This window comes from Streptomyces shinuiensis, from assembly GCF_043660855.1.
Lineage (GTDB): Bacteria > Actinomycetota > Actinomycetes > Streptomycetales > Streptomycetaceae > Streptomyces.
The window spans coordinates 5,757,113-5,783,257 of sequence record NZ_JBIHML010000001.1 but is presented as its reverse complement, the minus strand read 5'-3'; the positions used below and the strand labels follow the sequence as shown (position 1 = coordinate 5,783,257).

15 protein-coding genes and 2 pseudogenes are annotated in these 26,145 nt (G+C 71.0%); 14 read left to right on the top strand and 3 right to left on the bottom strand.

What is annotated here, in order from left to right:
- Nucleotides 1–246: 246 nt before the first annotated feature.
- The 12 genes and pseudogenes from ACGRHY_RS26050 to ACGRHY_RS25995 all read left to right on the top strand — a co-directional run.
- Nucleotides 247–1,968 (top strand): WD40 repeat domain-containing protein, encoded by a 1,722-nt coding sequence (locus ACGRHY_RS26050; protein WP_394637743.1) that lies wholly within the window; start codon nt 247–249, stop codon nt 1,966–1,968.
- Between the two features lie 10 nt (nt 1,969–1,978).
- Nucleotides 1,979–2,665: a GTP cyclohydrolase II RibA gene (gene ribA, locus ACGRHY_RS26045; protein ID WP_394637742.1), complete on the top strand. Its 687-nt coding sequence runs from the start codon at nt 1,979–1,981 to the stop codon at nt 2,663–2,665.
- Nucleotides 2,662–3,786 (top strand): bifunctional diaminohydroxyphosphoribosylaminopyrimidine deaminase/5-amino-6-(5-phosphoribosylamino)uracil reductase RibD, encoded by a 1,125-nt coding sequence (ribD, locus tag ACGRHY_RS26040; RefSeq protein WP_394637741.1) that lies wholly within the window; start codon nt 2,662–2,664, stop codon nt 3,784–3,786. The genes ribA and ribD overlap by 4 nt, the downstream gene beginning before the upstream one ends.
- 7 nt (nt 3,787–3,793) lie before the next feature.
- Nucleotides 3,794–4,807, top strand: a complete 1,014-nt coding sequence (locus ACGRHY_RS26035) for a formylglycine-generating enzyme family protein (RefSeq protein ID WP_394637740.1) — start codon at nt 3,794–3,796, stop codon at nt 4,805–4,807.
- A 6-nt stretch (nt 4,808–4,813) separates the two neighbouring features.
- Entirely contained in the window at nt 4,814–5,899 is a 1,086-nt protein-coding gene (locus tag ACGRHY_RS26030) for a glycosyltransferase family 4 protein (RefSeq protein ID WP_394637739.1), read from the top strand.
- Nucleotides 5,900–5,974: 75 nt separating this feature from the next.
- A complete protein-coding gene (locus ACGRHY_RS26025; protein ID WP_394637738.1) occupies nt 5,975–6,907 on the top strand; it encodes a nucleoside hydrolase in 933 nt (310 codons plus the stop codon).
- Between the two features lie 76 nt (nt 6,908–6,983).
- The gene (locus tag ACGRHY_RS26020) at nt 6,984–8,360 is read left to right on the top strand and encodes an MFS transporter (RefSeq protein ID WP_394637737.1); all 1,377 of its coding nucleotides are present in this window, start codon (nt 6,984–6,986) and stop codon (nt 8,358–8,360) included.
- The gene (locus tag ACGRHY_RS26015) at nt 8,357–9,172 is read left to right on the top strand and encodes a hypothetical protein (protein WP_394637736.1); all 816 of its coding nucleotides are present in this window, start codon (nt 8,357–8,359) and stop codon (nt 9,170–9,172) included. The genes ACGRHY_RS26020 and ACGRHY_RS26015 overlap by 4 nt, the downstream gene beginning before the upstream one ends.
- Entirely contained in the window at nt 9,159–10,520 is a 1,362-nt protein-coding gene (locus tag ACGRHY_RS26010; protein ID WP_394637735.1) for a solute carrier family 23 protein, read from the top strand. The genes ACGRHY_RS26015 and ACGRHY_RS26010 overlap by 14 nt, the downstream gene beginning before the upstream one ends.
- 35 nt (nt 10,521–10,555) lie before the next feature.
- On the top strand, nt 10,556–11,212 hold the full coding sequence (locus ACGRHY_RS26005) for an HD domain-containing protein (RefSeq protein WP_394637734.1): 657 nt from the start codon (nt 10,556–10,558) through the stop codon (nt 11,210–11,212).
- Nucleotides 11,213–11,414: 202 nt separating this feature from the next.
- A pseudogene (locus ACGRHY_RS26000) lies at nt 11,415–11,579 on the top strand (transposase); the annotation flags it as partial.
- Nucleotides 11,580–11,597: 18 nt separating this feature from the next.
- Nucleotides 11,598–11,951, top strand: a pseudogene (locus ACGRHY_RS25995) (transposase); the annotation flags it as partial.
- 57 nt (nt 11,952–12,008) lie between these two features.
- Here ACGRHY_RS25995 and ACGRHY_RS25990 read toward each other — a convergent pair.
- Complete coding sequence (locus tag ACGRHY_RS25990) at nt 12,009–12,350, bottom strand: MFS transporter (RefSeq protein ID WP_394637733.1); 342 nt, start codon at nt 12,348–12,350, stop codon at nt 12,009–12,011.
- 5 nt (nt 12,351–12,355) lie between these two features.
- Nucleotides 12,356–12,631 (bottom strand): hypothetical protein, encoded by a 276-nt coding sequence (locus ACGRHY_RS25985; RefSeq protein ID WP_394637732.1) that lies wholly within the window; start codon nt 12,629–12,631, stop codon nt 12,356–12,358.
- 458 nt (nt 12,632–13,089) lie between these two features.
- Between ACGRHY_RS25985 and ACGRHY_RS25980 the strand changes: the two genes are divergently transcribed.
- Together ACGRHY_RS25980 and ACGRHY_RS25975 are read left to right on the top strand one after the other, a co-directional pair.
- On the top strand, nt 13,090–14,451 hold the full coding sequence (locus tag ACGRHY_RS25980; RefSeq protein WP_394637731.1) for an MFS transporter: 1,362 nt from the start codon (nt 13,090–13,092) through the stop codon (nt 14,449–14,451).
- Nucleotides 14,411–25,297 (top strand): amino acid adenylation domain-containing protein, encoded by a 10,887-nt coding sequence (locus ACGRHY_RS25975; RefSeq protein ID WP_394637730.1) that lies wholly within the window; start codon nt 14,411–14,413, stop codon nt 25,295–25,297. The genes ACGRHY_RS25980 and ACGRHY_RS25975 overlap by 41 nt, the downstream gene beginning before the upstream one ends.
- Before the next feature lie 9 nt (nt 25,298–25,306).
- Here the strand turns inward: ACGRHY_RS25975 and ACGRHY_RS25970 are convergent, their stop codons facing one another.
- The gene (locus ACGRHY_RS25970) at nt 25,307–26,002 is read right to left on the bottom strand and encodes an IS3 family transposase (protein WP_394637729.1); all 696 of its coding nucleotides are present in this window, start codon (nt 26,000–26,002) and stop codon (nt 25,307–25,309) included.
- Between the last annotated feature and the right edge of the window lie 143 nt (nt 26,003–26,145).

Genomic DNA, 26,145 nt, shown 5'->3' with positions numbered 1-26,145 from the left:
CGATAACGAGACAGTTGCCCGGGCGGCGTTGACTTGGGCATTTTCCAAAACTACAGTCCTTCCTCGACCCTAATGTGGTCCCTCACCTGCGTCCGGCTCGAAACCGATCCGCGTTTCATTTGAACGCCTCTCATTGACCTTTCATTGAGCGGACTTCATCCGCACCACCAATTTGGCGTCATCGCACCGTAGGGGGCACACCTGTGCCCGTTTACGGGAGCTGACACGTGACGACAAGGAGAATTCATGATTAAGCACACATCGCCGATCAGTGGAATCGACGCCCACGGCGGCCTTGTAGTGACCGCCGGCTACGACAACCGGGTCATTCTCTGGAACGCGTCGACCCGCACCGCCATCACCGAGGCACGCCACGACCACCTCGCCAATCAGTGCCGGTTCTCCGCTTCGGGCCGCATCGTCGTGACATCGAGCAGTGACTATTCGGCCCGCTTATGGTCCGTGCCCGACCTGCGTCTCATCACGGTCCTCACGGATCAGAAGGACGACGTGGAGATGACTGTGGTCTCGCCCGACGAGACACGGGTGGCCACGGCCTCACGCGACCACATGGCGCGGATCTACGACCTGGACGGACGGCTGATCCACCGCCTGGAGGGGCATGAGGCCGACGTCCTGTCCGTCGAATGGGTGCGGGACGGCACCGAGTTGGTGACCACCAGCGACGACGGAACCGTCCGCCGCTGGGACGCAGGCAGCGGATCCCTGTTGAGCACCATCGACCTCGGGGACGTCGAGACGGACACGGTCGCGGTTTTGGGTGTGAACCGCTTCGCGCTCGGTAACGACGAGGGAGAGCTGATCCTGATCGGCCCGTCGGGTACGAGGCGCCACCGTGTACACGACGCCGGGATCAAGCGGCTCGCCTACGATGCCGAGGGGGGCGTCCTGCTCAGTTCCAGCTACGACCGCACGGTGCGGCTGTGGCGCCTGAGCGAGAAAACGGATCCCGTCCATCTCCTGACGAGCGAGGTGCCGGCCGACGTCTGGCTGCGGTCCTGCGCCAAACTGGACGCCACTCGCTGGGTCTTCGGGACCTTCGGATCGAGTTACGCGGTCTTCGACCGGGAGGGCGGGAGCTGGGACCTGACCGGTGTCGAGCCCACGCCGGGCCTGAACGCGGTCGCGCAGACCTCTCTCGGGCGGTTCACGGTCGGTGACAGCGGCACGGTCCGGCACGATGACGAGATCTCGGCCGAACTCGGCAGTTGCTGCAACTTCGTCACCCCGGTCGCGGGCACGGTCGTCAGCGGCGGCCAGCTCGGTGCCCTCTACGACGCGACCACCGGGGCGGTGCTGTACCAGCACCGCTCCCCTCTCAACTGCGCGGTCGTGCACACGACATCGGACGGCGACGTGTTGGTCGTCGGCACCTACACCGGTGAGGCGCTCGTCCTGCGCGACGAGGCGGGTACCGGACTGAAGCTGGTCGGCCAGCACCGCGTCCAGGAGAACGCCGTCAAGGGCATGGCCGTCCAGGGCGACGTGCTCTTCAGCGTGTGCGCAACCGGTGCCGCGAGGTGGCACTCCATGCCGGATCTGAAGCTCGTCGCCGACAACGACGAGGCACACGCGCGCATCGCCAACGGCGCGGCGGCTCTTCCGGACGGGCGGTTCGTCAGTGTGAGCCGCGACCTGACGCTGAGGATCTGGACCGCTGGCGGGGAGCAGCAGGCAGTCGTGCCGACTCCGCACCGCAACAGCATCAAGTGCGTCGCGGTCGACCCGCACACCAGTCTGATCGTGACGGGCGGCTACCACGGCCGGGTCGCCGTCTACGACCCCGTTGCCGGTGAGTGGGTGTACGACGAGCGGCCGACGACCGCCGGCATCTCGGCACTGGCTGCCGCCGGTTCACCGGGACGGTTCCTGGCCTCCTCCTATGACGGCCGTGTGTACGGGATCGACGTACCTGCGGCCGTTGAATCCGCCAGCCGGAACAAGTAGGAGCCACCTGATGACGACATCCGATGAGACGGTGGTGGCACGCCTCGCGAGTGCCCCCGTCCCGGTCGGCTCCACCAGCATGCAGCTGACCGTCTTCGGGCAGGTCGGCGCGGACGGCCAGGAGACGGAGGAAGTGGTCACCCTGCGGACGGTCGCGCCGCGGAGCGAATCCGCCGCCCCGCCGGTCGCGCGCATCCACAGCGCCTGCTTCACCGGAGACGTCCTCGGCTCGCAGAAGTGCGACTGCGGTCCCCAGCTGTCCGCGGCCCTGGGCGTCATCATCCAGTCGTACAACGGAGTTCTCGTCTACATGCTCCGCCAGGAAGGGCGGGGCATCGGCCTGGCGAACAAGATTCGCGCTTACGCGCTGCAGGCGGCGGGGCACGACACCATCAGCGCGAACCTCGCCCTCGGCTTCCCGGCGGAGGGCCGTGACTTCCGGATGGCCGCCGATTGCCTGCGGCATCTGGGCATCACCCGGGTCCGCCTCATGACCAACAACCCGGAGAAGGTCGGACAACTCGCCGCCCAGGGGGTCGTGGTCGAGGACCGGGTCCCGCTCGGAGGCTTCCGCACTCCCTTCAACGAGGCATACCTCGAGGTCAAGGACCGGCTGATGGGCCACCTCGACGCACTGGGCACGACGGGTCCGCCCACCGGACTTCCCGTCGGTGTCTCGAGGCAGGGGGCACCGTGACACCCGATTCTTCCGAGGACGGACAGACCTTCACCGACGGGGAGCGGGCCGCGATGGCGCGGGCCGTGTCGCTGGCCCGGCGCGGACTGGGCACCGTGGCGCCGAACCCGGTCGTCGGGGCAGTGGTCCTCGACCGTGAGGGCCGACAGGTCGGCGAGGGCTGGCACCAAAAAGCCGGGGCGCCGCACGCCGAGGTCCACGCACTGCGCGCGGCGGGATCCCTCGCCGAGGGCGGCACCGCCGTGGTCACCCTGGAACCCTGCAGCCGACAGGGGCGTACCGGCCCCTGCACCCAGGCCCTGCTCGACGCCGGGATCCGCCGAGTGATCTTCGCGGTCCCCGATCCCACCCTGTCCGGCGAGGGCCCGGCAGCACTGCGGGCAGCCGGAGTCGATGTCCGGTCCGGGCTCTTCGAGGAGCGCGCCGCAGAGGTCAACCACGCCTGGCTGACCTCTGCGGTCACCCGGCGGCCGCACGTCACCCTCAAACTCGCGGCCACGCTCGACGGGCGGATCGCGGCGCGCGACGGAAGCAGCCGCTGGATCACCGGCCCACCGGCACGCCGGGACACCCACTTGCTGCGGGCCAGGGTGGACGCGATCGCGGTCGGCAGCACCACCGTTCTGATCGACGATCCCGAGCTCACCGCCCGCAGCGCCGCCGGCCGCCTCAGGGCACGACAGCCGGTCCGGGTGGTCTTCGACCGTCGGCTGCGCACCCCTGCCGACTCGCGCCTCGCCTCCGACGGCACGGCCCCCACCTGGATCCTCACCACTCGGTCAGCGGGGGGCAAGCCCCTGGGGGAGGCCGAGCTGATCACCGTGGAACCCGGCCCGGACTACCTCACCGCTTCCCTGCACGAGCTGTACGACAGGGGCATCCGGTCGCTCCTCGTCGAGGGAGGCGCCACACTGGCCGGCGCCCTTCTGACCGAGCAACTGGTGGACCGGATCATCTGGTACAGCGCCGCCAGGCTGCTCGGACAGGACGGCGCACCCGCCATCCGCGGTCTCGACGTGCCGTCCTGCGGCGTGGCACCGAACTTCCGCGTCCTCGGCACGCGACAGCTCGGTGAGGACGTACGCACGGTTCTGGAGCCGGAATCCGCCCGCAGGAAGTAGGAGCGACGTGACGTCCCACATCGTGCACGCGAACCTGGTCGACGCCGACATCAACTCCCTGACCGACAGAGCAGCGATGGGGCTGCCCGAAGGCTACGTGGAACCCAGAGCGGAGCGCCTTGATCACTTCGCCCAGGTGGCCGGCCATCCGCCGACCCAGCTGGCCGGCCTGGTCGGGGACGCGTCGCTCCCCCTCGAACACCGTCTGGCGGCCGGAACCGCCCTGGCCCTCGCGGGCGACCCCCGAATTCGCTGGAACGCCCCGGACATGCTGCACATCCCCGCAGGCCGAGCACTCCTCGGAACGCCTGACAGCGAGGTCGACGCACTGCACGCCGACGCCGCCCAGTTCGGCGTGCAGCGGTCCTGGGTGGAGAAGGAATGCCCCCGCCACACACTCCGGATCCCGGCCTTCAACATCGCCAAATACCCGGTGACCAACGACGAGTTCGCAGTCTTCCTCAAGGACACCGGCCATTCCGAGATCCCGAGCAACTGGAACTACGGCCGGTTCGACCCCGCTGCCTCCAACCACCCCGTCTACACGGTCACGGCACAAAGCGCCGACGCCTACGCGAACTGGCTCAGCCGTCGCACCGGCCGCCGCTTTCGTCTGCCCACCGAGCAGGAATGGGAATACGCCGCAGCAGGGCCGGAGGGACTGCGCCATCCCTGGGGCGACACCTGGAGCGCCCAGGCGGCCAACACACTGGAAACCGGCCTGCTCATGACCAGCCCGGTCGGGGCCTTCCCCGAGGGCCGGTCATGGTGCGGCGCCCTGGACATGGCGGGCAACGTCGAGGAGTACACCAGCAGCACCTACGGCCCCTACCCGGGCGGGGAAGTGGTGCACGACGACCTGTACGTGAGGCTCGGCGCGTACCGCATCGCCCGGGGCGGAGCCTTCAACCGGTTCCGTGATCTGGCCAGATGCCAGCGCCGGCACGGCCCCTACCCACGATCGCTGTACGCGATGGGCTTCCGGCTGGCCGAGGACGTTCCGGCGTCCGGGAAGGACTGACGAGCTGTGCGAATCGTCCACGTCCACTGGACCGGACTACCGGTCACCGGTGGTGTAGAGAGCCATCTGAACGCGGTCGTCGGCCAGCTCGGCGCCCTGACGTGCGAGATCCAGGCCGTCGTCGGCACACAGCACTCACCCGGCTGTGACTACGACCCGGCCCTCGACATCGACGAACCCTTCGTCCCCGACCGTGCCACCGCATTCGCCGAGCGGTGCCTGGACGCCGACATCGTGCACTGGCACAACCCGCAGTGGCACAGGCCCGAGGTCGTGACCACCGTCGTGGAGCGACTGCGTGAGCGCCGGTGGCGCGGCCGCCTCGTCCTCGACCTGCACAACATCGACGAGCGCCCCGAACAATGGGAGTTCCTCGCCACGCTCCCCGGCCCCCTGGTCGCCCACTCCACCTTCGTCGCCGACGAGGTCAGGCACAGGCTGCCCGATGCCGAAGTCACCGTCCTCGCGCTCGCCCTGCCCTTGGAAGAAGCCCCCTTCCGGCTCCCCGGGGCGGGCGGCACCAGAGTGCTGCAACCCAGCAGGATGACCCGTTGGAAGGGCTCCCACCTGAGCCTGGAGGCGTCCTTGACCCTGCTGGACGAAGGCGCCGATCTGCACTTCGTCCACGCGGGAACCCAGCACCTCATCTGGCCGCCCGGCATCCCCGAATCCCTCCTGGAACGGGCCGGCGTCTGGCAGGAAAAGGGACGCGTGCACTTCACCCACTACCGTCCCCAGCAGAGTTGGGCCGCCATCCGCGCGAGCGACATCATCATCCATCCGACCATCGACCGAGGCGCACACGGAGAGCCCTTCTCGCTCTCCGTCGCGCAGGCCGTCATCTGCGGACGACGCGTCATCGCCAGCGACTCCGGGAACCTGCCGCTGCTGCTCAGCGACTACTCGGCCGCCACCATCGTCCCCGCCGGCGATGTCCAGGCACTGACCAGTGCACTCAGAGAGGCCGCGCAGCGCCCGCCGGTCGTGCCGACGGCGGGTGACCGCGCCCTGGCGCAACACCTCCGCGACGGTTTCGCGACCGCCGGCCAGCGCCACCTGGCCTTCTACCAGACCCTCGCCCATGCGGCATGACCAGGCCGGCGCCGCCACCGCCGAAGCGGGGACGCCGATTTGCCGCAGACCCCCGATCGAACACCTGGAGTCCCCATGCCCACCCCCATCATCCTGGACTGCGATCCCGGCCACGACGACGCCATGGCCATCCTGCTTGCCGTCGGCGATCCCCGCGTGGATCTGAAAGCGGTCACCACCAGCGCGGGCAACCAGACCGTGGAGAAGACGGCCCTGAACGCACGGCGCATGTGCTCCCTCGCCAAAGCCTTCGACGTGCCCGTCGCCGCCGGATACCCCAAGCCGCTCACCGGCAGGCTGCTGGTCGGCGACGACGTGCACGGCGAAACCGGTCTGGACGGCTGGGACTTCCCGGAGCCGGAGGTCCTGCTCCACTCCGCGCATGCCGTGGATCTCATCCACAACCTGCTGGCGGACAGCCCCGAGCCCCTCACCCTGGTGGTCACCGGACCCCAGACGAACATCGCGGGACTCCTCGCCCTCCACCCGCAGGACAAGGAGAAGATCAAGGAAATCGTGTGCATGGGAGGGGCCACGCACCGCGGCAACACCCTGCCCTACTCGGAGTACAACGTCCTGGTCGACCCCGAGGCCGCCCACGAAGTACTCGCCAGCGGCATCCCCCTGACGTACTGCGGCCTCAACGTCACGCACCAGGCGTCGGTCACCCGCGACGTGCTGCAGCGGATCACCGACGTGGGCACGCACATCAGCAAGGCGTCCGCAGCCCTCCTCGAATTCCGCTCCGGCACCTACGACCAGATCTGGGACCTGCCCGACGCGCCGCTGCACGACCCCGTCGCCATCGCCCGCGTGCTCGATGAGAGCCTCGTGGAATGCGTCGAGGCCCCCGTCTCGATCGAACTGCACGGGGAGTTCACCCGCGGCGCAACCGTGATCGACCTCTACGGTGTCACAGGCAGGATCCCCAACGCCCAGGTGGCGGCGCGGCTGGACACCGAACGGTTCTGGGACGTGTTCATCGCGGCGCTCACCGCCCTGGGCTGACCAGTTGACCTACGGAGGCTGACCGACCGTGCCCGTTTCCCCCCATCCGACGCCAGGTGCCCGCTTACTGACGGCATTGGCCGGGGCACAGCTGCTGGTGGCGCTCGACTTCTCCATCATCTACGTCGCGCTGCCCGATATCGGGACAAGCCTCCATTTCTCCGCAGTCGCACTGCAGTGGATCGTGAGCGCGTACGCGATCTTCTTCGCCGGATTCCTGCTGTTGGGCGGGCAACTGGCGGACATCTTCGGCGCCGGCCGGGTGTACCTCACCGCTCAGCTGCTCTTTGCTGCCTCCTCGGTCGGTGCCGCACTCTCGTCTTCCGCCGCGGTGCTGATCGCCGCGCGTGCCGGACAAGGGGTGGCGGCGGCCCTGCTGGTGCCCGCGACGCTGGGTCTGCTCAGCTCCGCCTACCCAGCAGGCCCGGAGCGCGACCGGGCCCTGGGCGTGTGGGGCACCACAGGGGCGGTCGGGCTCGCCCTCGGGGTCACGGCTGGCGGAGGCATCCTCGCGGCGGCCTCCTGGCAGTGGATCTTCTGGATCAACATCCCCATCGTGGCGGTCTGTCTGCTCGCCGCCGGGAACGCGGTCCGTTCCACCGCCACCGGGGCCCGGGCTCCCGTCGCCAGCACGGCCACGCTCTCGGCCTGCGCCGCGGTCGTGGCCGTGGTCCTTGCCTTCACCGAACTCTCCCGCGCCCAGCCCTCCCTCCCCGTTGTTGCCGCCGCACTAGCAGTGGCGCTCCTGGCCGGAGCACTCCTCGCGCTCAGCCAGAAACGGCGCAGGCCGCTGGTGCCCCGCGCCCTGTTGCGCGTGCGGACCCTTCAAGTGGCCTGTCTCGTAGCGGGTTTGTATATGGCGAGCTTCGGAGCGGAGTTCTACCTCGTCACCCTGTACCTCCAGGACGTACGGGACTACAGCGCGCTCGCTGCGGGCATGGCCTTCCTCCCACTGGCCGGTGCCATCACCGTGGGGAACACCGTGGCCGGCCGACTGGCCAGCCGACTGCCGTTGCGGAGGCTGCTGTCCACGGCGTTCCTCACCGGTGCGGCCGGCCTTCTGGTACTCGCCCTGGCCGTCGGCACCAAGGGCGGCTACGTGCCCGGCATCCTGCCGGGACTACTGCTCAGCGGCCTGGGACAGGGAATGGCATTCACCGGAATGTTCATCACCGGAACCCGTGACCTCCCGCAGGCGAGCAACGCGACCGGGAGCGCCCTGATGACAACGGCGCAGTACATCGGCGGCTCCATCGGCCTGGCGCTGCTCGTCCTGCTCCACGGAGAGCACCCGGCAAGCCCGGACTTCGTCCGGACGTTCTGCGTCACCGCGGTCATCGCCGCGACGGCCGCGCCATCGGCGCTGTTCCTCCTCGCCCGTACAGGGCGACAGCCCGCCCCGGTGTCGCGACAAGACCAGCCTTCACAGCACAGGACCGGAGGTCATCGATGAACACTGCCCGCTTACTCGACAGGACCGGACTCCTCCCGCAGGCCCGGCAGACGGTGGACGACTTCGAGAAGGCACACGACACGTACTTCAGCCACCTGGTCCACTTCGGCCCCCGACTGCTGGAGTCGCTGCACGCCCCCGGCGCGCTGCCGGACACCATACATGTCGCGTCCACCACCAATCCTGCAGTGATCGAGCGGATGTCCACCGTCACCGCGGTCGCCAACCTTCCCGAACACCATGAGGCCGATCGCAGCCGCTACCTACAGGCGCTCCTCGACATCTACGGCATGCTTCCCGTCCAAGCGCAGCACGGCGCCTCCGAACCGGGAACGACGGTCATCGCGCCGGAGCGCGAGGGGCGCATCCTGGCCGAACGCCTCGACGTCCTGCCCCGGAAGCGGGGCTGGACACCACACGCCAAGCGGATGCCGGTGGCCGGGGGACTGCTTGTCGGTGTAGACGAGTGGCTGCCCTCGCAGGCAGACCGGCTGGTCATCGTCGACGGCGTCGTGGCCAGCGGAGTGACCCTCATGGCGATGCTGCAGCTGACACTCCGGCCGGGAGCCGACGTCGAGATCTTCACCTGCCACTCCACCCGGCAGGGCGCACTCGCCCTGGCGAGGTACGCCGAACAACTGGAGGTGTCGCTGACCCTCCACGTCGGTCACGTGTCCGGGGCACTGAACGGAAAGTTCTATGCCGTGGAACCGGACGCACCCGACCAGGTACTGCTGGGCGACGTCGGAGACACCATCAGCCCCGTCACCCCCACCTTTCCACCACGCGGACAACGACGTGACCGCGCCTGACCGCCCAGGAATCAGGCCGAAGCCGGTCTCAGACACCCCCGTCTCCGGCCACGGAGCCGTCGACCGGTACTTCTCCCTGAGCGCGAGGGGATCAACCTGGCGCCGCGAGATATTCGCCGGGATATCGACGTTCCTGGCCCTCTCCTACATCGTGGTCCTCAACCCGGCCATCCTCAGCCAGGGAGGCATCCCCCACGCCGCCGCCTTCTTCGCGACGGCAGCGGTCGGCGGCCTCGCCACCATGGCCATGGGACTGTGGGCGCGGCTCCCCTTCGCCGTGGCACCCGGCATGGAGATGAACGCGATGATCGCCTTCTCCGTGGTCGGTACCCTTGCCTACACCTGGCCCGAGGCACTGGGAATGGTGTTCTGGTCCGGCATCGCGATGCTCGCGGTGTCCCTGCTGCGACTGCGCGAGGCCGTGATCAACGCGATCCCCCCGCAGATGCGTTCGGCGCTCGCCGCTGCGGTCGGCACGTTCATCGGCCTCATCGGCCTGCAGATCGCCCACCTCGTCACCACGTCCGACGGACGGCTGTCCGGCCTGGGCGACTGGACGGGGCCACCCGCCATCGCCCTGTACATCGGCCTCACTGTCGCCCTGGTCCTGGACGCCCTGGACGCCCGTGCCGCAGCGGGCCTGGGCGGCATCGCAGCCGCCGCGCTGTACTGCGCGTATGCGGGCATCAGCACCGAGGCCGTCCACGACGGCGTCCACGGCAGCGGCGCCGCACTACTCCGCTTCGACCTCACCGTCATCACCGACCCGAGGGCGTGGAGCATCGTCATCGTGCTGTTCGCCCTCGACTTCTTCGGCAGCATCGCCAAAGTGGTGGGCCTGTCGGCGCGCACCCCCCTGCAGGACGTCAACGGACAGGTGCCCGGCATGCGTCAGGTACTGCTCGTCGACGCCGGCGCCACCGTTGCCGGATCCGCAACCGGATCCTCCAGCTTCGTGGCCTTCGTGGAGAGCGCGGTCGGCATCCGCGCCGGCGCCCGCACCGGGATCGCGGCGATCGTCACCGGACTGCTCCTGTTCTCCTGCCTGTTCCTCGGTCCCCTCCTGGCCCACGTCCCCGTCGAAGCCACCACCGGTGCTTTGGTCTTCGTGGCGGTCAAGATGCTCACCTCACCCCGCTCAGGTGGAGTGGACAGCCTGGGTCTGGCCGTCACAGCAACTGCCGTGGGTGTCACGATCGTCACCCTCGCGATCGACCAGGCCATGGCCGTGGCCTTCATTGTGAGCACGGCCGCGAGCGTACTCAGCCGCCGACGACCGCGTCCCGCTCTGTGGGTGACGACGTTGGTCCTCACGGCCAGCGTCCTCCTGCAATACCTCAATCTCTGAACAGCACACGTATGAACCCCCTCAAGGAGCCTGCCATGCCCAACGACGACACCCCCCTGCTCGCCACATCGGTCCAGCAGCCCGACGGCACCCCCGACAGACTGCGCCGCCAGATCGAGTTCATCATCGAGGTGGACCGGCTCAAGGACATCTTCCGGCAGAGCCCGCTGCTGGCAGCGGACCGCAAGGAGAACGACGCCGAGCACTCCTGGCACCTCGCCCTGATGACCCTGGTACTCGCCGAATACGCGGACGAACCCATCGACACGAGCAAGGTCCTGGCCCTCGTAGTCCTCCACGACCTGGTGGAGATCTACGCCGGAGACACCTTCCTGTACGACAATGAGGCCGCCGCCGACCAGGAAGCGCGGGAACAACAGGCAGCGGACAAGCTCTTCGCCCTCCTGCCTCCCGACCAACGGGACTATTTCCGTTCCCTGTGGGACGAGTTCGAGGAACGCAGCACCCCTGAGGCACGATTCGCCAAGGCCATGGACCGGCTCCAGCCCCTGCTTCTGAACTACGGCAACCGCGGCGGGACTTGGCGCACCCCGGGAGTCACCGAGCAGGACGTGCTCGCCCGCAAGTCCGTGATCAAGGACGCCTCCGCAGGCCTCTGGCAATACGCACAGGACCTGATCCGTACAGGAGCCGCCAACGGCTGGGTCCCCCGCGCCCGTCCCGGCGCCTGAAGAGATTCCGAGTCGGCCGCCCCCTGTCCTGCTCCTGGGCGTTTTGCGGTCCAGCCGCATGTCGGACGTCTCGTTCGCCATCATGGTGCCGTATGCGAAGGACGAGCGGTGCGCGGCAATGGCGAAGGGGCTTGTGCCGCTCTTGGCGCGCAGCGGGCCTGAGGGCGCTGGCGGATACGGCGGAGCCCTCAGAGCTCATCTCATTCGGCTGGGCAGGCTCTTGGCCGTGACAGGGATCGTTGAGCGGGTGGTGCCGGAGGCGCCGATGCGGCCGCAGGACGGCGGCCGCGTCGGCACGGTGACCGGGAGGTGCCGGCCGCGATCATCTTCGTGGCCACCTCGGGGGTGTACCTGGCAGCAGCTGCCCACAGCATCGTTCTGGCCGTCCGGGGCCAACACCCACGACGGCCAGGCCCTCATCCCGCTGGTGCAGGGCACACCCCCGATCCGCTCCCGCCGCGGTCGGCGCAGGCCCGGCAAGCTCCACGCGGACAAGGGCTACGACTACGCTCACCTGCGGCGATGGCTGTCCCAGCGGGGCATTTGGCACCGCATCGCCCGCAAGGGCATCGAGACCTCGCAGCGGCCGGGCCGGCACCGCTGAGCCATCGAACGCACCATGGCCCGGCTCACCGGCTGCCGCCGGCTCCACCGCCGCTACGAGCGCAAGGCCGAGCACTTCCTCGCCTTCAACAGCATCGCCTGCACCCTCATCTGCTACCGGCGACTCACCAAATGAGATGACTTCCTGGCAACACGAGGCCGACACCTCGAACCAAGGGCACACCGGCAGCGTTCACGTGGCCTCGTCCGCGTGGCGATGGTCCACGGCGCCGATGGGCGCGTCGGCCCCCGTGTCACGGTCGGCACGGCAGAGGACGACGGCGAGCAGCAGGACGCATCCTCCTCCGCACCACAGCAGCAGGGTTCCTGCACCCACTGCCTCGGCCACCGTGCCGGAAAGCGCGGTCGACAGCGGCACCGGGCTGAGGGAGAGGAACCAGTCGGGTGAGGAGGTGCGGCCGATGAGCTCGCGCGGTACCCGGCGCTGCAGGACGGTGACCCAGACGACATTGCCGTACTCTCCCGCCGCGCCTGCCAGGGCGTACGGGAACAGTGCCAGGGGCAGCGCGCTCACCAGGCTCAGCGCTGCGAGGCTGGCGGCCGAGCAGATGAAGGCCAGGTAGAGCAGCAGCGCCCGGCTGTGGTCGCCGGGGACGGCTCGGGCGGTTCCCAGGGCGGCGAGGCCGCGCCGGCACCGTACGCGGCCAGCAGCCCCAGGGTGGTGGCGGATCCCTGGAGCCGTGCCTCCGCGAGGACCGGCACCAGGGTGACGGCAGGGCCGGCGATCAGCAGGTTGACGGCGGCGAAACTCAGCAGCAGGATCCTCAGCCAGGAGTTCGCGCGGACGTAGCGCATGCCCTCGGTGTTCGCGCCCCGAGCTTGGGGGCGGCCCCGTGAAGGGGCCGGTGGGGGAAGTCCACGCGGAACGGCAGCAGGCCGGCGAGGGTGTAGGCCGCGGTGATGAGGGCGAATGCGGGCCAGGCGCCCGCGAGGCCGACCAGAAGGCCGCCCGCGGCGGGGCCGGCGCCGCACGAGGAGGACGGCGGCCGGGGCCACGATGCGGGAGAGCCGCGTCGCCGGAAAAGGGAGAAGGCCCGGCCGGTCCGGTGCCGGCGGAGAGCCGGTCGCGCGAGCGCGCGCGGACCCGGTGGCCGGGGTCATGACTCCTGCTGTTCTTCCTCGAACTTCCGCCGGTCGAGGACGGCGATCCGCAGCAGCTGCACGAGCCGGGCGCCTTCCGGGCGCCGCGCGGGACAGAATCGCCTGTCCGAAATTGACCGTACCTGCCCGCCTCTCTGGCTACGATCAAGCCGATGCATGGCCAGGGGTGGGGCGGTCTGTCACGAGGGGGCGCAGTGGGGGGTGTCGACCGACACTTCCGCGTGCTCGTGTCCGCGTATGCCGTTTCCACGTACGGCAACTACCTGAATCTGATCGCGCTGAGTCTGTTCTCCTACGAGGTCACGGGTACGGCGTTCGGCGTCGGCATCGTGATGGCGTTGCGGCTCTTGTCGGGCTTCGCAGCCGGCCTCGCCGCCGGGGCGCTGCCGGCCCGGGTCACCCGGCGGACCGTGATGATCTGCACCGATCTCGCCCAGGGCGCCGCTGTGCTGGTCCTGGCGATGTTCACGGTGCGTACGCCCCCGTGGCTGCTCATGGGAGTGGTCGTCGTGCTGGGGGCTGGAAACACGTTCTTCGTCGTCTCCCTGCGCAGCGCGACTCCGGTGATGGTCGGTCAGGAGGCCCGGGCCCGGGCCAACGGGCTGCTGGTGACGGCGCGATCTCTGGCCACGGTGCTCGGGTTCGCCTCGGCGGCCCCCGTGATCGGATTCGGTGGTTTCGCCGCCGCGTTCGCGCTCAACGGTGCCAGCTTCGCGGTGTCCGCCACAGCACTGCTGGTGTTACGGCCCCGCACCGACGATCCGGAGGAGTGCGTGCCGGCGGATTCCGGCACCCGCGGGGAGGCCCGGTCCCCCTCCGGTGGAGGCCGCGTCGCACGCCTGAGGCACGCGGCGGCGGGTGTGCCGCTCATCCTGCTCGGCATGGTCCTGCTCAGAGGGATGGACGCCCTGGCGTCCTCCTCGCACAACGTCGCGCTCCCCTTGGTCGCGCACGCCACCCACCCGGCCGAGCCCGCGGTGTTCATGACCCGGTTCTGGGCGGCGTGGGCGGTGGGCACCGTCTTCGCTCATCTGGTGCTGAGACGCAGACGGGGCGAAGGGGCATGGGGCGAGCGGGCTTTCGCCCTCGGTACCTGCGCCATGTCGGTCTCGTTCGTGGTGGCGTTCCTGGGACTGCCCGCGTTCGCGCTGGTCGTGGCGGCCCTGGCGGCGGGATTCGCGGACGGCTGGACCGAGATCGTCTACACCTCGCGCCTTCAGTCGGCCTCCGGTCGGCAGCGCGGCCACCTCTTCGGGCTGTCGGCCATGGCGGAGCAGTCCGGGTTCGCCGTGGGGACGCTGGCCGCGGCGGCAGCCCTCGAGGCGCTGCCCGCCCCAGCCGTCGTGGCCGCCTTCCACGGGGCGGCCCTGTGCGGAGCACTGGCTCTGCTGCTGTGCACCTTCGAGCGGCGCGGCGCGACCGGGCCACAGCCGTCCACGGGCGGAGAACACGGGGAACGAGGAGAGGACTCGCATGGAACGAGTACAGGGACAGGCGCTCTGCCGGGGACCTGAGCCGGATCTCGCCAACGGCGATCCGCGCGACGCCGTGCAGGCGCTGCTGCGGGCCGCGCGGTCCGCTCCGGGCAGGGGTGTCGTCACCGTCTCCGCGGACGGGACGAAGGCCGCGCAGTCGTACTCCGATCTGCTGGACGGTGCGCGGCGGATGCTCACGGGGCTGCGGGCCCACGGACTGGCTCCCGGTGACGCGGTGGTGCTGTGCGGGCTGCCCCTGGCCGAGTTCTTTCCCGCCTTCTGGGCCTGTGTGCTCGGCGGAGCCCGTCCCGTGGCCATCGCGGAGCCCCCCGTGCCGGGCTCTCCGGCCTTCGAACGCCTGCTGCACACCGGCCGGCTACTGGACCGTCCCCTGGTGATCGGTGACGCGGTCGGCGTGGCGGTGCTCACCCGGGCTGCCCCTGAGCTGCGCGTCGCGGTCGCACGGGACTGGCTGAGCTCGCCGCCCGCGGACGACCACATCGAGCCGGCCGCTTCCGACACCGCCCTGCTGATGCTGTCCTCCGGCAGCACCGGGGCCCCCAAGGCCGCACGGCTGACGCACGCCGGCCTCGCGGACTTCGCGGCGAGCGCCCGACGGATCCTGGACGTGCGCCCGGAGGACACCGCGGTCAACTGGCTCCCGGTCGACCACAGCGGCGCCTTCCTGCTGTACCACCTGCTCGCGGTCTTCGCCGGCTGCACCAACGTCCACACACCGACCGAACGGGTGCTGGCCGACCCCCTGAGCTGGCTCGACCTCCTCCACGAGCACCGGGCGCAGCACAGCTGGGCGCCGACCTTCGCCTACCGGCTCGTCGCGGACGCGCTCTCCGAGGGGGCGGACCGGCACTGGGACCTCGGCGGTCTGAAGTCCCTGGTCTGCGGCGGCGAGCAGATCGCACTGCCGGTGCTGCGCCGTTTCCTCGAGGCCACGGCTCCGTACGGGGTCCGCGAGGAGCACATCGTCCCGGCGTGGGGCATGGCCGAGACGGTCACGGCCGTCACCTACGGCCGACTCGACCGACCGGGCACCGTGCACCGCCTCCTCAAGAACAGCCTGGACGGCGATCTGGTGCGAGCTGACGAGCAGACACCGGACGACGAGTGCGTCATCTTCGTCGCGTCCGGCTCCCCAGCGCACGGCGTCACCCTGCGCGTCGTCGAGGACAGCGGCGACCTCACGCCCCCGGGCAGGATCGGCCGCCTGCAGGTCCACTCACCCACACGCCTGACCCCCGGCTACGTGGGCAACCCGGAGGCGGACGCGGCGGCCTTCCCCTCCGGGCAGGACTGGCTGGACACCGGAGACCTGGCCTTCCTCGACAGCGGCCAGGTCGTCATCACAGGCCGGCGCAAGGACATGCTCATCCTCAACGGGCACAACGTCCACTGCCGCGAGGTGGAGGAGGCCGCCGCCGCGGTCGCGGGCGTCCGGCAGGGCGAGGTGGCCGCCTGCGGCGTCCCGCACCCGGACCGGGGCACCGAGGAGTTGGCCGTGTTCTTCGTCAGCCGTGGTACCGACGAGGACACACGGATCGCGGGCGAGGTGAAGGCGGAGCTGTTCACGAGGCTCAGGCTCACCGCCGCCCACGTCCTGCCTGTCCCCCGGGACGAGTTCCCAAGGACGCCCGCGGGGAAGGTCCGCCGCACCGAGCTCCGGGACCGCCTGGCAAACGGCGGCTTCGACACGTTCTGGGTTCCGACCCCGCCCGCACGGCCGGACTCCGACGCGGTGGCGCGTGCGGTGCGGGAGGAACTCGCCGCCACGCTGGGGCGTCCGAACGTGGACGCCGACCTGCCGTTCTACGAGCTCGGCCTGACCTCCGTGCTTCTGGTGCGCCTGCGGGCCCGGCTGGAGGAGCGGATCGGGACGTCCATCCCCCAGACGGCGTTCTTCGAGCACCCGACGGCCGGCGCCCTCGCCGCTCATCTGTCCGGTGCCGCCGTGCCCGCCGAGCGGCCGTCCGGCGCGGTCGAGGCCCGGGCGGAAAAGGCCGGGGGGGAACGCTTGCACGACGACACCGCACCGGTGGATACCGCCGACCGGCGCGTCGCGATCATCGGACTTTCGCTGCGCTTCCCGGGCGCCGACTCACCGGATCGGTTCTGGGCCAATCTGCGCGACGGCGTGGACAGCACCCGGGTCCTCGGCGATGAGGAGCTCGCGGCGGCGGGCCTCACCCCGCAGCAGCGGCGTTCCCCCGACCTCGTGCCCGTCGCCGGAACCCTCGACGGCGCCGACGGGTTCGACGCGGACTTCTTCGGTATCAGCCCCAGGGAAGCCCGGCTCACCCACCCCGCGCACCGTCTGTTCCTGGAGTGCTGCCACCAGGCGCTGGAGGACGGCGGATACGCGGCCGCCGGGCCGGGCGCCAGGATCGGGGTCTTCGCGGGTTCCGGGATGAACCTGTACGACCACCAGCAGCCGGCGGCGGACGGTGAACCGTACGACCCGGCCGATCCCGCCGCGGGCATGCAGTCGGCGATCGGACGGCAGCCGGACTTCCTCGCCACCCGGGCCGCCTACCGCCTCGGGCTCACGGGACCGGCCGTCGGCGTGCAGACGGCCTGTTCCACCTCGCTGGTCGCCGTGCACCTCGCGGCCCAGGCGCTGCTGAGCGGCGACGCGGACCTGGCCCTGGCAGGCGCCGCGGCCGTGCACTTCCCCCAGGAGACCGGCTATCGCAGCCACCCGGGGTCGATCCTGTCGCCCACGGGACGCTGCCGCGCCTTCGACGCGGAGGCCGACGGCACGGTGGGCGGCAACGGCGTGGCCGTCGTCCTGCTCAAGCGGCTCGACCGGGCGCTGGCCGATGGCGACACCGTGCACGCCGTGATCCTGGGCTCCGCGGTCAACAACGACGGCACGGGCAAGGTCGGTTTCAGCGCACCCGGCGTCGCGGGGCAGGCCGAGGTCGTACGCCAGGCTCTGCGCAGGGCGAATGTCCCGCCGGAGACGATCTCGTATGTGGAGGCGCACGGCACCGGTACCCGGCTCGGGGACCCGGTGGAAGTGGAGGCGCTCAGCAGGGCACTCGGCGAGGGCGCCCGGCGCACGGGGTTCTGCACGGTCGGCTCGGTGAAGCCGAACATCGGGCACCTCGACTCCTGCGCCGGAATGGCCGGGCTGATCAAGACGGTGCTCATGCTCCGTCACCGCACCCTGGTGCCGACGCCGCACCTGAACCGGCCCAACCCCGAGCTCGCCCTGGAAGGGGGGCCATTGACGCTGGCCGCCGAACTGCGGCCGTGGTCGGTGCCGGACGGCATGCCGCGCCGGGCCGGGGTCAGCGCGCTCGGCGTCGGCGGCACCAACGCCCACGTAGTCCTCCAGGAAGCCCCACCCGCAACTTCGAAGACCACGCCCGTATCCGAACTGCCCTTCCTCGTACCGGTGTCGGCCCGAGATGCCGAGGCCTTGGACGAACTCACCGGACGGCTCCGCGACCGGCTGCGGCAGCGGCCGGACCTCCGGGCCGCCGATGTGGCCGCCACTCTGGCGCTCGGCAGGCCGCACCATGCGATGCGGACCGTGGCCGTCGGCCGCACAGCCGGGGAACTCGCCCGCGCGCTTCGGGATCCGCGGCCCGGGCCGGCCGCTGCGCTCGGACCGGTCGCCTTCGCCTTTTCAGGGCAGGGCAGCGCACGGCGCGGTATGGCGAGCGGTCTGTACGCCGCGTATCCCGCGGCCCGGCGGACACTCGAGAGGTGCGCGGAGGTCTACGCAGACGAGTTCGGCGGCGCTCTGCTGCCTCTCCTGCTGGAAGGGGACGCTCCCAGCGGTGGGATCTGGCCCACCGAGACGGCTCAGGCGGCCCTCTTCACCCACCATGCGGCTCTCGCCGACACCTGGCACGACGCCGGCGTCCGTCCCTCGCTGCTGTTGGGCCACAGCGTCGGCGAGTACGCGGCGCTGTACGCGGCCGGCGCTCTGACACTGGAGGACGCGTTGCGGCTCACCGCGTGGCGCGGGCGCCTGATGCACACGCTCTGCCCTCCCGGTGGCATGCTCGCGGTCCGCGCCGACAAAGAGACCGCGCAGCGCATCGCACGGTCCGCCGGCGCCGAGATCGCCGCGGTCAACGGCCCGCGCGCCCACGTGCTCTCGGGCGCGCCGCAGGCTGTGGAGGAAGCAGCGCACCTGTGCGACCGGGAGGGGCTGCGCAGTCGGGTACTGCCCGTCGACCGGGCGTTCCACTCGGCCGCGACCGAACCTGCGCTGCGCGCGTTCCGGGCCCGGGCCGGGGAAGTGGCCTACCGGCGAATACACACCTCACTGGTGACGACGGCCGACGGCGAGGTGCGCCGCGCGGGCTGGACGGTCGACGCGGACCATCTCTGCCGTCAGGCGAGGCAGCCGGTCCGTTTCGACCTGGCCATGGCCGCGGCCGCTGCGCGGGGCTGCGAGGACTTCGTGGAGATCGGGGCCGGAGACACCCTCACCGGCCTCGGCCGGCACTGCGTGCCGACGAGCCGCTGGCTGAACGGGCAGGGAGAAGGCGACGCCGCGGCGGATCAGATACACGGACTGCTCACCGCGCTGGGCTCGCTGTACCGCAGGGGAGCCGAGCCGAACTGGCGAGCGCTCACCCGCGGCGGAGGCCGCATACCGCTGCCGGGCCATCCGCTGCGACGGCTCCCGGTCACGTTCCCCGCCGTGCGGGCCTCCCACACCACAAAGGCGCCCGAGCCCCCCGCGCACCGGCCCACCGCTTCGCGGACCTCGGCCGCATCCGACGGGTTCCTCGCATCCGTACGGCAGCTGGCCGCCGACAAACTCGGCAGGCAGGTGGCGGACGTCACACCCGACAGCTCGTTCTTCGAGCTGGGCGCGGACTCGCTCTCGCTGATGAGCATGACGAGGGAGCTGGAGCAGCGGTACGAGGTGCGCGTCCCGGTCCGCGAGCTGTTCGACTCGGCGGACACCCCGCGCAAGCTGGCCGAACACCTGGCGCGGAAAACCGACCGGGAAGTGGACGCGCAGGAGGCGGCGGGGCCTTCGACACCTGCGGCGCCCGCGGGGTCTTCGAAACCCCCTGTACCCCCGGCACCCCCGGCCCTCCCGGCGCCCTCGGCGCCCTCGGCGCCCGGAGCATCTGCGGAACTGCACTCCCTGTTCGGACAACAGCTGGGACTGGCGGGCCGACTTGTCGACCAGGTGAGCGAGCTGCTCTCCCGCCAGCTCGACGTGCTCGCGTCCAGCAGCCCGACACCGCCGCCCGCTACCGCCCCGGCGCCCCGGCCTCCACGCCTGACCCCGGCACCGATGCCGGCGCCGGCCCCGCACCCTGTGCCCGTACCGGCACCCTCCGCGGGCTGCGACTTCAGCCTCTACTTCTTCGGCGACTACCCCGACGCCGCCGCCCACGACAAGTACGCGCTGATCATGGAGGCATCGGAGTTCGCCGACCGGCACGGGTTCCACGCCCTGTGGTTCCCCGAGCGGCACTTCAACTCCTTCGGCGCGCTCTTCCCCAACCCGTCCGTGCTCGCCGCCGCGCTTGCGGCCCGGACGAGCCGGATCCGGCTGCACGCGGGCTCCGTCGTGCTGCCGCTGCACCATCCGGTCCGGGTCGCCGAGGAGTGGTCGGTCGTCGACAACATCTCCGGCGGCAGGGCGGGCCTGTGCTTCGCGAGCGGCTGGCACGCCACCGACTTCGCGCTCGCACCGCAGAACTTCGGCCGGCACCGCGAGGTGATGTACGAGCAGCTGGCGACCGTACGGCGGCTGTGGTCCGGCCAGCCGGTAACAACGGCAGCGGGCGACGGCGAGCCCGTCGACATACGACTGCACCCGCGCCCCGTACAGCGGCGACTGCCCATGTACGCGGCGGTGGTGGGCAGGCCGGACAGCTACCGCCGGGCAGCCGCCGAGGACCTGGGTGTGGTCACCAACCTGATGACACAGACCGTCGAGCAGCTGGCGCAGAACATCGCGTTGTACCGGCGCACCCGCGCCGAGCACGGCCTCGACCCGGCGGCGGGGCGCGTGGTGGTGCTCGTGCACACCTACCTGGAGGAGGACGCGGAGCGCGCGCGGGCCGAGGCGTACCGGCCCTTCGTGTCCTACCTGCGCTCCTCGCTCTCCCTCTTCGACCAGGTGACGAACAGCCTCGGCTTCGAGGTGGACCTGGAGAACACCCCCGCGGAGGATGTGGAGTTTCTGCTCGGGCGTGCCTATGAGCGCTACTGCGCCTCGCGTGCCCTGATCGGCGACGAGAGGACGGCCGCCGAGACCGTGCGCCGCCTTGTGGACGCCGGAGCGGACGAGATCGCCTGCTTCGTGGACTTCGGTGTGCCGAGGGAGAAGGTCCTGGCCGCGCTGCCGGTGCTCGACCGGGTCCGGAGCCGCGAACGGACCGAGGCGGCGGGGGAACGGGCGGCACCCGTGGCACCGGGGCGGATGCCGCTCACGCCCGCACAGCGCCGCATCTGGTTCCTGGAGCGGCTGCACCCGGGTACGGGCATGTACCACGAGCCCAAGGCCGTCCGCCTCGACGGGCCACTCGACGTGCCCGCACTGCGGTGGGCGCTGCAGCGCGTCGCGGACCGGCAGCCGGCGCTGCGCACGGTGTTCGGCGAGCGGGGAGGAGTGCCGTACCAGGAGATACGCGACCACATGCGGCTCGACTGCCCGGTCGACGACCACACCGGGGCGTCGGACGAGGAGGCCCTGCGCACCGCTTTGGAGACCGAGGGGCGCCGCGTCCTCGACCTGGCCACCGGACCGATGGTCACGGCCCGGCTGCTGCGCCTGTCGGAGGAACGGCACCTGTTGTTCCTGCTGGCCCACCACATCGTCTTCGACTCCTCCTCCACGGCCGTACTGGCCCGCGACCTCGCCGCGTTCTACCGCGCACGCACCCGGGCGCACGGTGTTCCCGAGCTGCCGCCGCTTCCCGAGCCGCCCCCGGCCGAGCGGCCGGACACCGCCGGGCTCTCCGCGTCCCTCGACTTCTGGAAGGACACACTCCGCGACTCCCCGAGCCTCTCCCTGCCCACCGACCGGCCCCGCCCGCCGGTCAGGTCCGGAGCGGGCGCGAGCCTCACCCACGCCCTGGACGCCGGTCTCGTCGGCAGACTGCGGACGTTCGCCGCCGGACACCGCGCCACTCTCTTCATGACGCTGACCAGTGCCATCGGCGCGGTGCTCGGCCGGTTCAGCGGGCAGCAGGACGTGGTACTGGGCACCGCGGTCGCCGCCCGCCCCGCCGGGGCCGAACACCATGTCGGTCTTTTCCTCGACACCGTGCCGCTGCGGCTGGACCTCACCGGCAACCCGGACTTCCCGACGCTGCTGCGCCGGGTGCGCGAGAGCAGCACGGCGGCGTACGAGCACCGCGGCGTCCCCTTCGACGAGCTGGTCGGCGCGCTGAACCCGCGCCGCGACCCCGGCCTGAACCCGCTGTTCCAGGTGATGGTGGAGTATGAGAACGAGGGCGAGGCGGAGTTCGACCCGCCCCGGCTGACGGCCGCCCTGCTCGACGTGCCCAGCGCCCGGGCCCCGTTCGACCTCAGCGTCTATCTGACGCACCACCCAGGTGGCGTGCGGTTCATGGTCGAGTACGACACGGCCCTCTTCGACGAGACCACAGTGCGCCGCTTCGTGGACTACGTCGAGCAGATACTGTGCCGGGCCCTTGACGCCCCCGGCACGCCGCTCGACGGTCTGACCGCCGTAACCGGCACCGACCGCACGATGCTGACCCGGCTGGGAAACCTGGACGAGACAACGCCCACCGCCGGGGACACCCTGCACGGCCTGTTCGAGCGGCAGGCGCACCAGACCCCGGACGCCGTCGCACTGATCAGCGGCGACCGGCACGTCTCGTACGGGGAGCTGGACGCCCTCGCGGGCCGGCTCGCCCGGCTGCTGCGCGACCGGGGTGCGGGGCGCGGACAACGCGTGGCGGTACTGCTGCCGCGCGGCCCGCGGCTGATCACCGCCCTGCTGGGCGTACTCAAGAGCGGAGCCGCATACCTGCCCCTCGATCCATCCGTGCCCACCCCACGGCTCACCGCGCTTCTCGACGACGGCGCCCCCGTCCTGCTGCTCGCCTCCGAGGCCGCCCTCGCGCAGCACCCAGGACTCGCGGCACGGCTGCCCGTGCTGTCGACCGACGAGGCCGACGGCATCTCCCCGGCCGACCCGTCCCCGGGCGGCCCGCTTCAGGACGGGGCCCGGCCCGAGGACCCGGCGTACTGCATCTACACCTCGGGCTCGACCGGCCGCCCCAAAGGGGTGGTCGTACCCCACCGCGGCCCGGCGAACCTCGTCCGCCGGCACCTCGACCGGCACCCACCGCTGCGCACCCTGCAGTGGACATCGCCCGCGTTCGACGTCAGCGTGCAGGAGATCTTCACCACGCTGGCCTCCGGCGCCGGGCTCGTCCTGATCGACGACTCGACGCGGCACGACCCCGCGGCCGTGGCCGAGGCGGTGCGCCACCACGGGGTACAGCGGGTGTTCATGCCCTGCACCCCGCTGAAGTACCTGATGGAGACCGACCCGCGGCTACCGTCCCTGCGGGAGCTGTTCTCGGCCGGTGAAGCGCTCCAGCTCACCGGCGCCTTCCGTCGCTTCCTCACAGCGCACCCCGACTGTGCGCTGTACAACCAGTACGGGCCCACGGAGGCATCGGTCATCGTCACCTCCCACCACGTCACCCCGGACGCCGGGGAGTGGCCGGCCATCGGTACGCCGGTGCCGGGAGCGCGCATCCGGCTGCTGGACGGCACGGGGCAGGAGGTACCGGTCGGGGCCGTGGGCGAGATCCACGTGGGCGGGATCCCGGTCGCGTACGGTTACCACGACCGGCCAGAGGAGACCGCCGCCGCGTTCCTCGACGACGGCACCGGCGGGACGCTGTACCGGACGGGAGACCTCGGGCGCTGGCTTCCGGACGGCACCCTTCAGTACCGCGGCCGGGCCGACGACCAGATCAAGATCCGCGGCCACCGGGTCGAACCCGGAGAGGTCCAGGCTGCGCTGACCGCCCTCCCCGGTGTACGGGACGCGGCCGTCGTACCCCACCGGGACCGGCACGGCGACACGCAGATCACCGCCTATGTGGTGCCCGCCTCCGCACCGTCCTCGCCGGAGGAGGTCCACCGGCTGCGCGCCGCGCTCGCCGCCGAACTCCCCGACCACCTGGTTCCGCGCCACTGGGTGCCCCTGGAGCGTCTCCCCGTAAACGCCTCCGGCAAGCTGGACCGCGCCGCCCTGCCCGAACCCACGCCCGACACCGACGTGGCGGCCCCGAAAACCGACGCCGCGCCCGCCACCCCCCTGGAGAAAGAGTTGCACGAGGTGTGGTGCGATGAACTCGGCGTCCGGCAAATACCGGTGACCGCGTCCTTCTTCCAGCTCGGCGGCCACTCCCTGAGCGCGATCCGGCTGCTGAACCGCATGACGGAGCATCTGGGCCCCGGCCTCACCATGGCCGACTTCTTCCTCGATCCGACCATCAGGGGTGTCGCGTCCCGCCGCGAACGGCCGGCGCCCACGGGGCGGGTGGTGGACACCGCGCCGATGCCGGCTGCCCTGCGCCGACTGTGGCGGCGACACCACGAGCGCGCCGACCCCAGCGTCTACAACGTCGCCCACCGCGTGGACCTGCACGGCGACCTGGACCCCGGCATCCTGGCCGGGGCTCTGGAGGACCTGGTGGGGCGCCACCACGCGTTGCGCAGCCGGGCCGTCCGACTCGACGACGGGCGGCACGTCGTCGAGATACTGGCCGAAGTGCCTGTGGATCTGCCGGTCACCGACCTGCGCACACAGGCCGAGGGCGGCGACGCGACCGTCGAACGGTGGTGCCGGGAGCAGGCATCCCGGGCGTTCGAGATGGACCGCGCACCGCTGTTCCGCTTCCGCCTGGCACGCACCGGCGCGGACCGCTGGGTGCTGGTGACCGTGTTCCACCACGCGGTCTGCGACGGCTGGTCCCTGGGGATCATCTGGCGCGAGCTGCAGGAGCTGTACAACACACGGCGGTCCGGCACCGGCGCCCGGCTTCCCGGTCCCACGGCCCAGTTCACCGACTTCGCACGAGCCGAGCACGCGCTGAGCGACGAGGACAGGGGGAAGCTCGAACAGTTCTGGCGCACCGAACTCGACGGCGTGACGCTGTGCCCGGCCCTCCCCCGTGACCGGCCGCGTCCCGAGACGCTCTCCGGCCGGGGCGCCCTGCACACCCGGGCCATCGAGGGCGACACGCTCCGCCACGCCACCGATACCGCGTCCCGTCTCGGTGCTACTCCGTACTCCGTGCTCGCCGCCGCGTTCGCCGTCTGGCTGGCCGAACTCTGCGGCGAACCCGGCGACGTGGTGCTGGCCGCATCCAGCTCGAACCGCACGCGGCACGAACGCGCGGATGTGGTCGGGCCGCTGGGCGACGCTGTTCTGCTGCGTGTCCGTATCGGCGAGGCGGCCACCTTCGCCGACCTCGTGAAGCGGCTGGGCACCGCGCTCTTCACAGCGCTGGACCACCAGGACCTGCCGCTGACAGACGTCGTCGAGCTGGTCTCGCCCGGGACCGGAGACGGGTTGTTCCCCACGGCGCTGTTCACCGTGGTCACCACACCACCGCCCGCCCTCGACCTGACAGCGGTGTCCGCCTCGATACACAGCCTGCCCGTGGCGGGAGTGGCGCGGAACGAACTCTATGCCGTCCTGTCTCCCGGTGAGGACGCCCTCACCGCCACCTTCGAGTACTCCACGGACCTGTTCACCCATACGACCGTTGAGAAGTGGGGGCAATCCTTCATCGATCTCCTGAGAGCGGCGGCAGAGGACCCCGGGCGTCCGCTGGAGAGCTTGCGTGGCGCCGGCCCGGGGGCAGGGCCGCACCATTCCACTTGAGGACCCGGTTCAATCATGTGATGCCGGTGGGGATGAAGGGGGCAGGGCTCCGTCGTTCCCGCGGTCGCGCCCGGTCGATGAGGGCTGAGTGCCCTGTGAGGCTCGGTGACCGGTTGCCCGGACCGGACGCGGAGGCAGGCACGGCCTCCGGTGATCACGAGGTGTCGAGTCCCTGATCACCACAACGGAAGACCGTGCCTGCCCGCTCATCACCGCCCATCCCGCCCGGCCTGGGTCAACTCCTCGGCCCGCCCTGCAGGCAGCCCGGCGAGACCGCCGGGCTGCCTGCCCACCTGGCCGCCGTGCTCGACCCGCTCGCCACCGGGCCGTCGCCATCCGCTGGTATTCGTCGTAGCCCTGGCAGCCTGTACGCCCCTGACCGGTGCCACCTCCCTCACCGCGATCACGGAATGGGTTGCGGACGTCCCGCCGGTTTTGCCGACCCAGCTCGGCCATCAGCCGCTCGACCGTGCAGCGGGCCACGTGCACACCCTTGCGCCGCAGCGCGCGGGTGATCCGGCGGACGCCATAGGTGCCGCCGGGCTCGGCACGGACCTGTTCAATCAGCGGCATGAGCTGCTCATCACGCAGCCGGCGGGCCGACTTCGGCCGCTTCCTGCGCTCGTAGTACGCCGACTCGGACAGCCCCAGCGCCCGGCAGGCGAACCCGGCCCCGAGGTCCCTGTCCCTGAGATACTCGATCACTCCCCCGAAGGGAGCGCCCCGGCTCGGCCTCGTCCGGGGACGGTCGAGTTCCGCCGCGAAAACGAGCTCGCGGCCTTCGGAATCTCGTTTGCCCGCCTCGACTCCGCTTTTCCCCGCAGGTCCTTCGCGACATGCGCGATCGG

Coding starts and splice junctions, on each gene's coding strand:
- ACGRHY_RS26025 (WP_394637738.1), top strand. CDS start 5,975: ATGCCCACCCCCATCATCCTGGACTGCGATCCCGGCCACGACGACGCC.
- ACGRHY_RS25980 (WP_394637731.1), top strand. CDS start 13,090: ATGCATGGCCAGGGGTGGGGCGGTCTGTCACGAGGGGGCGCAGTGGGG.
- ACGRHY_RS26005 (WP_394637734.1), top strand. CDS start 10,556: ATGCCCAACGACGACACCCCCCTGCTCGCCACATCGGTCCAGCAGCCC.
- ACGRHY_RS25985 (WP_394637732.1), bottom strand. CDS start 12,631: ATGCGCTACGTCCGCGCGAACTCCTGGCTGAGGATCCTGCTGCTGAGT.
- ribA (WP_394637742.1), top strand. CDS start 1,979: ATGACGACATCCGATGAGACGGTGGTGGCACGCCTCGCGAGTGCCCCC.
- ACGRHY_RS25975 (WP_394637730.1), top strand. CDS start 14,411: ATGGAACGAGTACAGGGACAGGCGCTCTGCCGGGGACCTGAGCCGGAT.
- ACGRHY_RS26015 (WP_394637736.1), top strand. CDS start 8,357: ATGAACACTGCCCGCTTACTCGACAGGACCGGACTCCTCCCGCAGGCC.
- ACGRHY_RS26050 (WP_394637743.1), top strand. CDS start 247: ATGATTAAGCACACATCGCCGATCAGTGGAATCGACGCCCACGGCGGC.